Source organism: Bradyrhizobium sp. Unk1, assembly GCF_059512345.1.
This window is the reverse complement of record NZ_JCAMOP010000023.1, coordinates 69181-83412: the sequence shown is the minus strand read 5'-3', so window position 1 is coordinate 83412 and position 14232 is coordinate 69181. Positions and strand designations below refer to the sequence as shown.

11 protein-coding genes are annotated in these 14232 nt (G+C 61.1%); 10 read left to right on the top strand and 1 reads right to left on the bottom strand.

The window, feature by feature from the left end:
- Window positions 1–175 precede the first annotated feature (175 nt).
- The 9 genes from AC5ZFO_RS27480 (at window position 176) to AC5ZFO_RS27440 (ending at window position 12250) form a co-directional block, all read left to right on the top strand.
- On the top strand, window positions 176–1489 hold the full coding sequence (locus tag AC5ZFO_RS27480) for a type VI secretion system protein TssA (protein WP_282523565.1): 1314 nt from the start codon (window positions 176–178) through the stop codon (window positions 1487–1489).
- Window positions 1490–1615: 126 nt separating this feature from the next.
- Window positions 1616–2143, top strand: a complete 528-nt coding sequence (tssB, locus tag AC5ZFO_RS27475; RefSeq protein WP_282523566.1) for a type VI secretion system contractile sheath small subunit — start codon at window positions 1616–1618, stop codon at window positions 2141–2143.
- Between the two features lie 16 nt (window positions 2144–2159).
- Window positions 2160–3662, top strand: a complete 1503-nt coding sequence (tssC, locus tag AC5ZFO_RS27470) for a type VI secretion system contractile sheath large subunit (RefSeq protein WP_028150765.1) — start codon at window positions 2160–2162, stop codon at window positions 3660–3662.
- 48 nt (window positions 3663–3710) lie between these two features.
- Entirely contained in the window at window positions 3711–4196 is a 486-nt protein-coding gene (locus AC5ZFO_RS27465; protein WP_014493489.1) for an Hcp family type VI secretion system effector, read from the top strand.
- A gap of 179 nt (window positions 4197–4375) precedes the next feature.
- Window positions 4376–4924 (top strand): type VI secretion system baseplate subunit TssE, encoded by a 549-nt coding sequence (tssE, locus tag AC5ZFO_RS27460; protein ID WP_282523567.1) that lies wholly within the window; start codon window positions 4376–4378, stop codon window positions 4922–4924.
- A 1-nt stretch (window position 4925) separates the two neighbouring features.
- The gene (gene tssF, locus AC5ZFO_RS27455) at window positions 4926–6893 is read left to right on the top strand and encodes a type VI secretion system baseplate subunit TssF (RefSeq protein ID WP_282523568.1); all 1968 of its coding nucleotides are present in this window, start codon (window positions 4926–4928) and stop codon (window positions 6891–6893) included.
- Window positions 6857–7921 carry a type VI secretion system baseplate subunit TssG gene (gene tssG, locus AC5ZFO_RS27450; RefSeq protein ID WP_282523569.1) on the top strand — a complete coding sequence of 355 codons (1065 nt, stop codon included), beginning with the start codon at window positions 6857–6859 and terminating at the stop codon, window positions 7919–7921. The genes tssF and tssG overlap by 37 nt, the downstream gene beginning before the upstream one ends.
- A 97-nt stretch (window positions 7922–8018) precedes the next feature.
- Window positions 8019–10658, top strand: coding sequence for a type VI secretion system ATPase TssH (tssH, locus tag AC5ZFO_RS27445; protein WP_282523570.1), 2640 nt, complete (start codon window positions 8019–8021; stop codon window positions 10656–10658).
- A gap of 5 nt (window positions 10659–10663) precedes the next feature.
- Window positions 10664–12250 (top strand): methyltransferase regulatory domain-containing protein, encoded by a 1587-nt coding sequence (locus AC5ZFO_RS27440; RefSeq protein WP_282523571.1) that lies wholly within the window; start codon window positions 10664–10666, stop codon window positions 12248–12250.
- Window positions 12251–12340: 90 nt separating this feature from the next.
- On the opposite strand, the gene AC5ZFO_RS27435 is transcribed toward AC5ZFO_RS27440, so the two are convergent.
- Complete coding sequence (locus AC5ZFO_RS27435) at window positions 12341–13036, bottom strand: hypothetical protein (protein WP_282523572.1); 696 nt, start codon at window positions 13034–13036, stop codon at window positions 12341–12343.
- A 135-nt stretch (window positions 13037–13171) separates the two neighbouring features.
- On the opposite strand from AC5ZFO_RS27435, the gene AC5ZFO_RS27430 reads away from it, so the two are divergent.
- Complete coding sequence (locus AC5ZFO_RS27430; protein WP_282523573.1) at window positions 13172–14050, top strand: hypothetical protein; 879 nt, start codon at window positions 13172–13174, stop codon at window positions 14048–14050.
- The last annotated feature ends 182 nt before the right edge of the window (window positions 14051–14232 follow it).

Below are 14232 nucleotides of genomic sequence, written 5' to 3'. Positions count from 1 at the left end.
GTCGGCTCCAAGAGCTTGCCGGTTCACGCGAAAATGGCATGATCTTCGGGAATGAACCAAGGTCGGCAGGCATCTGACCCATAGGAATGGAATCGGATCATGCGCCCCCGCGCGATCCCCTGGTCGCCACGGGCTCGGCAGCGGGGCCGCGATCGAGCAGATGGACGGTCCTCGTATGCTTGATGTCGCCTCCCTGACGCAGCCCATTGCCGCTGACGATCCCTGCGGGCCGGATCTCGACGCCAGCGGGGACGTCCAATATCTGAACTTCTTCGCAGGTGCGGAATCGCTGCTGCCGATGTCGTTCTTCGAGGTCGTCAATGCCAACGGAGAGCGTGGACGCTTCGATCCAAAGGCAGTCGATTTTGCCGGCCAGTTTGCCGCCGCGCAGCCGATTCTGGCGCGTACCCGCGATCTACGTCTGAACCTGCTGCTGGCCAAGTTTTCAATCCTCAACCGCGATCTCGACGGCTTTCTCTGCTGCCTGAAGGCGACCAACCTGCTGCTGCGCGAGCAGTGGGAAGCGGTGCATCCGAAGGGCGAGGACGGCGACTATGCACTTCGCGCCGTCACAGTCGAGGCAATCGACGTGTTTCCGACCGTGATCAACCCGCTCCAGTTCCTCCCCCTGATCGAGAACCGCAGACACGGCAACCTCAACTACCGTGCCTATCAAATCGCTCAGGGAGAAATTCCCGCCGGCGACGCCGACGCCGACGGGCCTGATCTGGCGGCCATCGAGCGCATCGTCAGCGAGACAGATCTCGACACTCTCAAGGCAACCAGCGGGCGGTGCTCCGCGGTCGCGGCTGAAATCGCGGGTATCAAGCAAACCTGGCACGAGAAGTTGAACGCGGGGCAACCGATCAGCCTCGACAGGCTCTCTGGCTTGGTTAACGGCATGGCTGCCTGGCTTGCGGGTCTCGTCGCGTTGCGCGATCCGGCCGCGATCGCCGCAACCGCGGAAGATGTCGGTCCTGTCGATACACAGGCGCCGTCAGACACGACCGGGATGGTGACTTCATCCGCACAAGCATCTGCAGCGCTTGCAGCGGCCGCGGACTATTTTGCCCGAATGGAACCATCCAACCCGGCACTGTTGCTGGTGCGTCAAGCGCAGGAGATGGTTGGCAAGTCATTTATTGAAGTCATGCGGATGCTGATGCCTGCGCACGTGGAGAGCGCTGCGATCAACATCGGGCGCGACAAGGTCTTCGAGCTGCCGATCGAACGGATGGCGGAACTCGCCACGTCGCCCTCATCGACGGCCGAGAACAACACTCAAGATATTGTATTTTCAGTGGAAAGCAGAGCGCAAGCCTTGGGCCTGCTGACGAAGGTGGCGTCGTTTTTCCGAACCGCAGAGCCGTCCAGCCCCATCCCCTTTTTGGCAGATCGCGCGCGCGACCTCGCGCAACGAGATTTTCTCAGCCTTTTGGATGATGTTCTTCCTGAGGGAGCGCTTAAAACAATCGACAGATCGCATTGAACCCAGCTTTCGCTCGAGGGCACTAAATGGACACAAGGATGTTTGCCGACCGCAGCAACTTGAAGTCCCTAGCCGATCTGCGTCGCGCAAATTCGACGTCTAAAGCGATTTCGTAGTGAGGGAACCATGGCTACAGATAGCGGTCAAAAATTCATTCGTCGAAATCGCGCACCACGCGTGCACATCACATACGAAGATCCTTACGACGCCGAGCGGCTGATCGAACTTCCGTTCGTCATGGGCGTCCTCTCCGACCTTTCCGGCAACAACCCCGGCGTCGAGAAGGCGAAGGTCGAGGAGCGCAAATTCCTCGAGTTCGACATGGACAATTTCGACGGTCGCATGGCGGCAATCCAGCCCGGCGTGACGGCGCGCGTCGCCAATCGTCTCAGCGACGGATCAGACGAAAAACTTTCGGTCAATCTGCGCTTCAACAAGATGGCCGACTTCACTCCCGTGGCCGTCGCCCGCCAGGTGCCGGCTACAGCCAAGCTGCTCGAGGCGCGCGAACAACTTGCCAACCTGCTGCGCTACATGGATGGCAAGGTAGCCGCCGAGGATCAGCTGAAAAAACTTCTGGCCGATCCTCAACTGATGGCAGCGCTTCGGGAACGTGCGATCAGCCAGTCGACCGAACCTGGCACCGAGAGCTAAGGAAGGAACGGGGACCATGGCAAAAGAAGCTGTTCACAAAGAGAGCACCACCCAGGTCAAGACCGTCGAAGCTGACGAGTTTGCCACTCTGCTGAAGCAAAGCTTCAAACCGCGCACCGAACGCGCAGCGACCGAGGTCGACAACGCGGTATCCACGCTCGTTCAAGAGGCATTGAAGGACTCGAGCGTCATCAAGTCGGACGTGCTCGACACGATCGAGGAGATGATCGCGCGGATCGACCAGAAGCTGACCGCGCAGATGAACGAGATCATTCACGCACCCGAATTCCAGGCGATCGAAAGTACCTGGCGGGGCCTCCACTACCTCGTCTTCAACTCGGAGACCGACGCCAACCTCAAGATCCGGGTCATGAACGTCTCGAAGAACGAGCTGTATCGTAATCTGCGGCTTTACCCCGATGCGCGCTGGGACCAGAGCCCATTGTTCAAGCAGATCTACGAATACGAGTTCGGCCAGTTGGGCGGCGAGCCGTTCGGCTGCCTTATCGGCGACTACTATTTCAGCCACCTCCCCACCGACGTGCAGTTGCTGCGCGATCTCAGCAAGATCGCCGGCGCCGCACACGCCCCCTTCTTCAGCGGCGCCGAGCCGACGCTGATGGGAATGGATTCGTGGACCGAATTGTCCAACCCTCGCGATATCGGCAAGGTGTTCGACACGCCGGAATATGCCGCATGGAAGGGACTGCGCGACCAGGACGACTCGCGTTATCTCGGCCTGTGCATGCCGCGTGCGCTGGGTCGCCTCCCCTACGGCGCGAAATCGGAGCCCGTGGAGGAGTTCGCCTTCGAGGAGGAGACCGACGGGCACACCGGCGACAAATACGGCTGGATCAACGCCGCCTATGCGATGGCGGTCAACATCAACCGCGCCTTCAAGGAGTTCGGCTGGTGCACGCGCATCCGCGGTGTGCAATCCGGCGGCGAGGTCATCAATCTGCCGACGCATACATTCCCGACCGACGACGGTGGCGTCGATCTGAAATGCCCGACCGAGATCGCCATCAGCGATCGCCGCGAGCACGAACTTGCAAAGGCGGGCCTCATCCCGCTGATCCATCGCAAGAACACCGACAAGGCCGCCTTCATCGGCGCCCAGTCGCTTTACAAGCCGAAGAAGTATTTCGGCGAGAAGGGCGTGGATGCAACCGCGTCCGACAACCTGTCGTCACGTCTGCCCTACATGTTCGCAGTGTCCCGCTTTGCGCACTATCTGAAGTGCATGGTTCGCGACAAGATCGGATCCATGAAGGAGAAGGATGAGCTGACGGTCTGGCTGCAAACCTGGATCAACGAGTACGTTGATGCCAACCCAGCCCTGTCGTCAGAAGCTCAGAAAGCGCGCAAGCCGCTGGCCGCTGCGAAGGTAGAGGTCATAGCAAACGAGGAGAACCCGGGATATTACAACGCGCGCTTCTTTCTTCGTCCGCACTTTCAATTGGAAGCGATGGATGTCGGCCTCAGTCTGGTTTCACGCCTGCCAGGTCCCAGTTCCTGACGCTGCAGCATCGCAACCGTACACACAGAAATTTGAGAGGACCATGCTATGGCTGTCGACATCTTCCTGAAGCTCGATCCGATCAAGGGCGAGTCGCTGGACGACAAGCACAAGGACGAAATCGATATTTTGAGCTGGTCGTTTGGCGAGAGCCAGACCGGCACCTTCCACAGCGGATCGGGCGGCGGCGCCGGCAAGGTCAGCGTGCAGGATCTCCACTTCACGCACTTCGTTGACAAGGCCACGCCGGAACTTTTCAAGGTCTGCGCAAACGGCAAGCATATCGACAGCGCGATCCTGACGGTCCGCAAGGCCGGCGAAAACCCGCTGGAATATCTCAAGATCGAGATGAAGCAGGTTCTCGTCACCAGCGTATCGACAGGCGGATCGCACGGCGAAGATCGCCTTACCGAAAATGTGAGTCTGAACTTCGCGAAGGTCAAGATGATCTACAAGACCCAGACGGAGAAGGGTGGCGCCGGAGCTTCCCCGACGTTCGGCTGGGATGTCCCTGCCAACAAGGAATGGGCCTGATTGTCGGCCCCTCGCCTGGCGCCGGTTGCGAATGGCGAACCGGCGCCAAGCGGTGCGATTTTGATCGCACCTCTCGTCCGGCCCGGTTGCGGGCCCGAAAGCCTGCTGGGCGACGTCAAGTCGGACACCAACGAGCGCCCCCGAGATTGCATGCGAGTTGGGCGTCATGGGGACCGTGAATGACCATTGCACCAAAGAAGGATCGGCTCTCTCCCCCATTGATGCTGGCATTTCGCTCGGCCCATGAAGCGCGCGACGCACGCAAGAAGCTCAATCTGCGCGATGAGTCTGGCGAGCGGGTCATTGCAGGGCGGCGGAGCGCGGGCCGTTTTCCAATCTCGGAAACGTTGCTCCGGCGCGAGGTCTCCCATGACCTCGAAACGCTCCTCAATACCATTGCCCTGGAATCGACCCTGGATCTGAACGGCCGCGATTGCGTCCGAACCTCAATCCTGAACTTTGGCTTCCCTGATATTGCCCATCGTTCGATCGACGAGGTCGCCGACGACGAGCTCACCGACGCGTTGCGCGCGACGCTCACGACCTATGAACCGAGGCTTGATCGCAACACCATCCGGGTCCGACGCGACGGTTCGGTCGGCCCCGAGCAACTCAAGCTGCGCTTCATCGTTCACGCCGACCTGAAGGCCGAACCGCTCAACGTCCCCGTGGAGTTCGTCGCCGACGTCGACCTCGACAGCGGCGATATCCAGATCAACCGACTTTAGCATGAACCGCGAATTCCTGGATTTTTACAATCGTGAACTGTCACTGCTCTACGAGCAGGCCGGGGATTTCGCCGAAGAGTATCCCGGCATCGCGGAACGCCTCGGTGGGCTGATCCGGGATCGCTCGGATCCCATGATCGCAGGATTGCTGGAAGGTGCTGCATTTCTCGCCGCTCGCGTTCAGCTCAAGCTCAAGCACGAGTTCCCGGAATTCACTGCAAACCTGCTCGAGCAACTGGTTCCGAATTACCTTGCCCCGACTCCGTCGGCCATGCTGGTCACGGCACGCCCCCCCTATGCCGACCCAGCGCTACGCGATGGCAAGAAGATCGCGCGCGGCGCCTATTTCGATGCCACCTACCGCGAGAGAGAACGAAGTCTTTCCTGCCGATTTCGACTTTGCCGCGATGTCGCTCTTTGGCCATTTGACGTCACCGGCGCCGAATACTTCTCGACGGCAGGCGCGCTGCAGGCGCTCGGGATTCCCGTCGGCGGCGACGTCATCGCGGGGCTCAGGCTGTCGTTGACTCACCGTACCGCGGCCCGGCTCGATGAGGAGCTGCCGGACGCAGAGGCCAGGGCCAAGCCGGAAACCTGGTTTGCAGGCTGCCGCACGAGCGAGCTTCCGATCTACCTTTCAGGCGCGGAATCCGACGCCATCGCGCTTTACGAGCAATTGATCTCGAACTGCAGGGGCGTCTACTTCCGGCATCTCGATGATTTCGGCGATCCGGTGGTGACTCGTGCGCCCCATGACTGCGTGCAGCAGATTGGTTTCGACGAGAACGAGTCGCTGTTTCCCAACGACAACCGGGTCTTTCGCGGCTCGGAGCTGCTGCGGGAATATTTCATGTTTCCACGCAAGTTCCTCGGCTTCAACCTGACGGGACTTCGCAGCGTGATGCCACGGCTGCGCAGCAAGTCGATCGATATCGTCTTCGCGTTCGATGAACACAATTCACGGCTTGCCGCCGCGGTGCGTCCCGATACCTTCAGGCTCTATACCGCGCCGGCGATCAACCTGTTCGAGAAGACGAGCGATCGCATCCCCGTCAAGTCGAATACGCACGAGTACCATGTGGTGCCCGATCGCAGCCGCTATCTGGAATACGAACCGCACCAGGTGCTCGAAGTCTACGCGCACTTTCCGGCCGACAAGGACAAGCGGCCGGTGCGCCCGCTGTATTCGGCCGCCGTCGACCGGACCAGCGGATCGGTCGAGGGGCTTTATTTCACCGTTCGACGGTTGCCCCGGCGCCGCACGGTGGGAGAAAAGACCTATGGCGCATCCTCGGACTACACAGGGACGGATATGTTCCTGTCACTGCTAGAGCCCGGTGAACTTAGCGGCGAAGGCGCGGTCGCCGAACTCAGCGTCCGGGCGCTGTGCTCCAACCGGCATCTCACGGAACACTTGCCGGTCGGCCAGGGCGGCGCCGACTTCCGCCTGCTGGACGATACTTCCCTTGATCTGATGTGCGTCGCCGGTCCCACCCGACCACGCGAACCGATCGTGGCCCAGATGCGCAGCCGCAGCGAGATCGCGAACAGCGGAATCGTCAGCTGGCGGCTGATCAACATGCTGAGCCTGAACTATCTAGGCCTCGTCGAGCGCGGTGGCGGCAAGAACGCCGGAGCCCTGCGCGAAATGCTGTCCTTGTTCGCCGACCAATTCGACGACGCCACGGAACGCAAGATCCGCGGCGTGCGCAGCATAGAAAGCCGGCCCGTCGTACGGCGGGTGCGCGAGCGCACCGGCAGCGGCGCAGCGCGCGGCCTGGAGATTACTATCACGCTCGACGAGAAGGCATTCGAGGGCAGCGGCGTGTTCTTGCTCGGAGCCGTGCTGGAGCGCTTCTTCGCCGACTATTCGGGCTTCAATACCTTCACACAGACGGTCGTCTCGACGCCGGAGCGCGGCGAGATCATGCGTTGGCCGCCGCGCATGGGCACGCGGAGACCTCTATGACGCTGATCGACCAGATGAAGGCGGAGCCCTGGCGGTTCGATTTCTTTAATGCGCTGCGCCAGCTCGAGCGCGCCAACTCGGATCGACCGCGGATCGGTGACAGTGCTGCACGCCGCGAGGAGTATATCGACCTCGGCCAAGTGCCCTATCTGGAGTTCCCCGCCTCCAACCTTGCGGCGGTCGACGACCCGGGTGGCCGGCTCAGGATACTCGTCAAATTTCTCGGTCTCCTGGGGCCGCAGGGCGCGCTGCCGCTTGCCACCACCGACGAAAGCCTCAGTTGGTGGCTGATGCGGGATGACGCCTTCCCGCGCTTTCTCGATCTGCTCAACGGGCGCTTCCTGCAACTCTTCTTTCGCGCCTGGGCCGATGCGCGGCCGATCGCTCAGCACGACCGTCCGGCGGATGATCGCTTCATTGCCTATGTCGGCTCCTTTGCCGGCCTCGGCTCCGACGTTTTCGCCGGTCGAGACACCGTACCGGACATGGCGAAGCTCAGCTTTGCCGGACTGATCTCCCCCAGAGCGAAGTGTGCGTCACGGTTGACGCGGTTCCTGCAGGGGCTGTTCGACGTCAAGGTCGAGATCGACGAATTTGTCGGCACCTGGCTGTCATTCGACCCAGGTCATTGCAGCCGGCTTGGCGGAACCCATGCCAGGCTCGGCCGGGACGCTCTTCTGGGCTCACGCGTATTCAGCGTCGAGGACAAGATCAGGGTGCGAGTCTTCGTCAAGAATTTCAGCCAGTACGAACAGTTCTTGCCGACCGAAGCGCGCAACTTGTCGGAGCCTCTGGCGGACGCCGTGTTCTTCTATATCGGCGACGAATTGGAATGGGAGGTGGAGCTCGCCATTCCGGCGGGAGAGGTCGTCCCGGTCAGGCTCGGACAGAGCGGACGACTTGGATGGACCACCTGGGTCTCGCCGAACTGGACTTCCACGGAAGAATATCGCCGCGATGCCCGCTTTCAGCTCGGCGAGCGCTTGAGCGCCCGTCGGGTCGCCGCAGCCGATGCCCCGGCGATTTGAACCTATCCGCAGCGCCGATTGCCTAAAGCTATGGGATTCGATGAAATTTCCGCTTGATGCCAGGCATCCGCGGATGGATTAAGCAGGAGGATCCGCCGTGACCGACATCAGCATCGAGGCTGTAACGGGCAAGCTGAACCGGGCCGGCTATGATGCCTTCATACAGGCCCTGCGCCACGCAAAGAGCGCCGGCAATCGCAACGTCGAGCTAGCGCACTGGCTGTTTCATATCCTGCAGCAGGAACGCAACGATCTCAGCCTTTCGGTCGATCATTACAAGCTCGACCGGGCACGCTTGTTGTCGGATCTTGCCGGCGTGATCAATGGCTTTCGTAAGAACGAAACCGACATGCCGGGCGTCGCCAATCCGGTCATCGATCTGCTCGATCGGGGCTGGCACTATGCCACGCTGTTCTTTGGCGAGACCCAGATCCGCACCGGTCATCTGCTCGTGGCGGGCCTGAAATCGAACGATATTCGTCGCACGCTGAACAACCTCTCGCAGGAATTCGCCAAGGTCAACGTCGACGCACTCGCCGCGGAGCGCCGCAACGTCTGGGCCGGCTCCGACGAGGAGACCATGCGGCCGATGGACGGTTCGGGCCTGGTCGGCGCGGGCACGGAAGGCGCGGCCCAAGCGGGTCCCAAGGGGACGACGCCGCTCGACCGGTTCTCGCAGGATCTCACCGCCAAGGCCAAATCGGGTGAGATGGATCCGATCCTTGGCCGGGACGAAGAAATCCGCCAACTGATCGACGTGTTGATGCGACGGCGGCAGAACAATCCAATTCTTACCGGCGAGGCTGGCGTCGGCAAGACCGCAGTTGTCGAGGGATTCGCCCAGCGGATCGCCGCCGGCGACGTGCCGCCACCGCTCCGCGGTGTAAGGCTTTGTGCGCTCGACATCGGCCTGATGCAGGCCGGTGCTTCCATGAAGGGCGAGTTTGAGCAGCGCTTGCGCTCGGTGATCGACGAGGTCCAGAGCTCACCCACCCCCATCATCCTGTTCATCGATGAAGCCCACACATTGATCGGCGCCGGCGGCGCGGCCGGCACCGGTGATGCGGCCAATCTCCTGAAACCTCCCCTTGCCCGTGGCACGCTGCGCACGATCGCTGCCACCACATGGGCGGAATATCGTCAGTATATCGAGAAAGATCCCGCGCTCACACGACGCTTCCAGCCGATCCAGATCGATGAACCGGAAGTGGAGACCTGCTGCATCATGCTGCGCGGACTTCTCGGTCCGATGGAAAAGCACCACGGCGTTCGCATCTCGGATGCTGCGATCGTCGCAGCGGTCAACCTGTCCCACCGCTACATTCCTTCACGGCAGTTGCCGGACAAGGCGGTCAGCCTGCTTGATACCGCCTCGGCGCGCGTGGCCATCAGCCAGAGCGCGACGCCAGCCCTGATCGAGGATGCACGCGTTGCGATTACCGCTCGTGAAGCTGAAAAATCGGCACTCGTCAGCGACAGCGATCTTGGGCTTAAGGACAGCGACCGCATCACGGCGATCGACAACGACATTGCGGCACTGAAGGACAAGCTGACGAACCTCGAAGCCGATTGGGCCGCAGAGCAGGAACTCGTCAAGGACATCCGGAGCATCCGAGAGATTCTGTCCCAGCCCAAAGAAGGCGAAGATCCGGCTGTCAGGCGCGCGGAGTTGCGCGGCAAGTTCGACATACTTGAGAGCATCCATCCGGAGAAGCGGATGGTCTATGCCCATGTAGACCAGCAATCGGTGGCGTCCGTTGTCTCTGACTGGACCGGCATCCCGGTCGGCCGGATGATGCGCGACGAGATCGAAACCGTGCTGAAGCTACCGGAGATCCTCAACCGCCGCGTCGTCGGCCAGTCTCATGGGCTGACGATGATCGCCAAGCGAATCGAGACCAGCCGCGCCAAACTGGACAACCCTTCGAAGCCGATCGGCGTGTTCATGCTGGCTGGTCCATCCGGCGTGGGCAAGACTGAAACCGCCCTGGCGCTTGCCGAGACCCTTTACGGCGGCGAGCAGAACATGATCACGATCAACATGTCGGAGTTCCAGGAAGCGCACACCGTCTCGACCTTGAAGGGTGCACCTCCCGGCTATGTCGGTTATGGCGAAGGTGGACGCCTCACCGAGGCTGTCCGGCGCAAGCCCTACAGCGTCATCCTGCTCGACGAGGTGGAGAAGGCTCATCCCGACGTCCACGAGATCTTCTTTCAGGTGTTCGACAAGGGAACCATGGAGGACGGCAACGGGCGACGGATCGACTTCAAGAACACCCTGATCATCCTTACTACCAACGTCGGCACCGATCTGATCATGGGCCTCTCGCGCGATCCACGGTATCGCAGCGAGCCGGAAGAGCTCGCCAAGTTGCTGAGGCCGGAATTGCTGAAGGTGTTTCCCGCAGCACTGCTCGGACGCATCGTCTCGATACCGTACTTCCCGCTATCCGACGAGATGCTCGCCGGGATCGTTCGGTTACAGCTCGACCGGATCGGACGACGCCTCCGCGACAATCATAACGCGTCCTTCGACTACGATGACGCGGTCGTGGAGCACATTGTGTCACGTTGCAACGACCCGGATTCCGGCGGGCGAATGATTGACAACATCATCACCAACACCCTGCTCCCGGAGCTGTCGCGCGAGTTCCTCAGCAAGTCGCTTGCCAAGGAAGAAATCAAGCAAGCGCGGGTCTCGATTGAGAACGACAAATTCGCATATTCGTGGAATTGAGAGCGATGAACATTCAAACCGAGCATCGCCACCCGAACACTGGTCCCACGCCATACGACGAGGTCTACTACCCCGGCCACGTTTACGGGCTCACTCATCCGAACCATCTTGCTACCATTGCCGCCGTTTACGGCATGCAGTCAGCACCGGTCGAGCGTTGCCGGGTGCTGGAGCTTGGCTGCGGCGTTGGCGGCAACCTGTTGCCGATGGCCTTTCAATATCCAAACAGCGAATTCGTCGGTGTCGACCTGAGCGGCGTCACGATCGAGCGCGGCCAGCGAAATATCGCCACATTGGGCCTGAGCAACATCAAGCTCCTCCATTGCGACATCATGAATGTCGACGCAGGCTTCGGGGAATTCGACTACATCTTAGCGCACGGCGTGTATTCCTGGGTGCCGCCGGCGGTGCGCGAGAAGATGATGATGATCTTCAAGCAGAACCTGGCTCCCCGCGGCGTTTGCTACGTCAGCTACAATGCGCACCCGTTCTCGCATCTTCGCGACATGGTCCGCGACATGATGCGGTATCACACCCGCCGTCTCACCGGCATGAAGGAGAAGGTCGGACAGGCCCGCGCGATCCTGAAGTTCCTGAGCGACGGCTCGAAGGCCAACTCGGTGCACGGCGCGGTCATGCGCGACCAGTACAACCGCGTCCTCAAGTCCCCCGACGAGCTTCTGTTTCACGACGATCTCGATGATGGCGCCGAGGCATTCCTGCTGCATGAGGTCGCCGAGGACGCAAGCCGCCACGGCCTGCAATATCTGGGCGATGCTGATTTCTCACGACGCTATCTTGCCGGCTATTCCGAGGAGGTTCGCGCAACGCTGCAGCGCTTCCCGGAAAGCGAGTTCATGGCGCGCGATCAATATCAGGACTTCATCGACGGCAACGGCTTTCGGCGCACCTTGCTCTGCCACGACGGCATTTCGCTATCCCGCCAGATCGACCTCGATTTCGTCACCAGGTTCCATTTGCTGAGCACGACCAACCCGGTCGACCCCGACGCCTGCGTGACCGACGATTCCGCGGTGGAATTCGAGAACCAGGACGGCAGCAGGGTCACGGTGACCAATCCGCTCTTGAAGGCCGCGTATCTATGTCTCGGCCGGGCCTGGCCGCGAGCACTATCATTCGACGAGCTGCTCGATGGCGCCCGCGCGCTGCGGGGCGACCCGCAGACGGATGATGACCAAAAAGTGTTGACTGAGGCGATGTTCATCCTGGCTTGCAGCGGCGAGGTTTCGTTCCTGCTGTCGCGTCCCTTTTTGTTGAAGGAAGCTACCGAGCATCCGCAGGCGAGCCTGCTCGCGCGAAGACAAGCGCAAACAGGTCCGCTCGTTACCAACCTCCTCCACCAAACGGTGCAGTTGGAGGACGACCGGACCAGGGATTTCCTGCAATTGCTCGACGGAGCGCGGACCATCGACCAGATCACGGCCGAAATGACCGAAAAATTCGGCCCGACCATCCGGATAGACCAGAAGGATAGTGCCGGGCAGCCTGCCGAGCCGTTACTGCTGTCAACGCGAGAAAGCGTTCAACGCTCGCTTGCGATGGTCGGCAAGCTGGGACTGCTGGTCGCGTGACGCGCTAAAGCGCATCGGCCACTGTGGAGGGAGTGGCGGACAGGAGCCCGAAGCTCTGCCATTTCCTGAAGTGGACGCGGCCCCCAGCACTCAACCATCGTGGGTGTACTGTTGGCCAAGCAGCCATCCAGTGACAATACCCGCGGGTCCGCTGGTATAGACCGGATGAAAACCTACACCGGCGCGCAGCATCCGCCATTCACTCTCGCCGACCCAGGGAATTCCAGGATCACCCTTTTGGTATTGCGACAGCAACGTTTTGGCGACCTCGGCGGCATTGGCGTAAATCGGGCCGTTCGCCCAGCGCGGCCGCGGGAGGCCAGTCATGCGGCAATAGAGCGCCGTGCAGACATACGCGGACGCCTCTTCGGCATTGGCGTCAAGGCCGGTACGCAACAGATCGTAGGCTGCATGCAGGCTCTCATGGACGATATAGGCCTCGTCCATCCGCCCCGCTGCCGACACGACCTCCAGCGTGTTCGCCGCAACCGCCGTGCCGTCCGCCCTGGTCCTAGCGACATCGTTGTATTGTGCAGCAACGCCTGCCGCGAGATCCGTCGGAGGTCTGACGGTGACCTGCCCCAACCGGATCGCGCGGGCGACGTGATGGAACGTTTGCGGCGCAATCGTCACATGGCTGCCGCGGATCGGAAACCGGAAGCGCATGCGAGCGACCGCCGGGCCATTGAGTACGTCCAATACCCTGCTCCGCAGTGACATTTGATCGTCCTCGTTGTTCGCACTACCCCACGGATGGTGGTCGCCGTTTCCGATCAGCAGGTTCAAACAGTCATTGCACCGGCGCGACAGGAATTCGAATGACTTGCGCCGGGCGGCAGCTTGATCGAACGAGCCGGCATTGAACCCAAACCCGTCCGGGCGAGACCAATTTGGGGCGAGGATTGCCTCGGAGTGCGCCCCATGACGACGACCGATCCGACGACGACCGACACTTACCGGAAGATCGCGGCGCGACTGACCATGCTGCGGCCGCAGATCGATCTGAAGAATTATTTTGCCGGCCCCAACCCGGATGTACGCCTTTATGACGAGAAGCCCTACATCCGGCACCAGCTCGAGAAGTATGGTGTCGCTGCCGCGACGACCACGCTCGACGGCGTCACCTTCCTGCCCAAGGACTGGGAAGAGCTGATCAAGAAGCTGCGCATTGCCAAGACGACGGACGGATTCGACGCCTTCGCCGAAGGGCAAAGCCCGGAGAAAGCGTCGCATTGGGCCCTCGATCTGTCGATGGCGGCAACGATCGGCAAGGGATTTCGGGAGATCTGGCGCCCAAAGCTGTCGGACAGGCCGCTCTCAACGCGGGATCTCCCGGGGCGCCACGGCTTCGGGCTCGGGCGCGATCGCGGACAATGGAGCGACGCCTACAGCTCGCAATTCGGCAAGGACCCGCAGCCCCAGGACATCACATCGCTGCATTTCGCCGTAGCACCTGATCGGGTGAACGTGCACATCGACGAAACGGGCTTCGTGTTCGAGGGCGTGGACAGTGCGCTTACGGTCGGACCGAACTTCGTGCACCACGCCGGCAACGAGCTGTTCTGGAAGAGCAACAAGCATATACCGCAATGGGCCGCAGAGCACATCGATCTGATCCTGCCGAACAGCGCGAACGACTTTTCGCGCGTGGGCATTTCGGTCGACATGTACCAGCGCAAAGACTTGCGCGTTACGGTCACCGGCTCCTGCGGAATTTTCGGCGGTTTCGAGTGCTCCGGAACCGTGAGCATCAGCGGCACGCATGACCTGCTCGGCTCGAAGTCAAAAGGCCGGCGCTAAAGCGGATATCGTCGTTCCACATTGCTCCGTGTCTACCCCTCCTACCTACGAATGAGGCTCTTCGATTTGCCGCTACCAGCTGGTGGTCCGAATGAATGGAACCATCGAACCGCCTCGAGGCAGTGACGACGAATAAGTATTGGTGGCGAGAACGCGTAGTTCCGCAGGAATCAGTAGGGGAG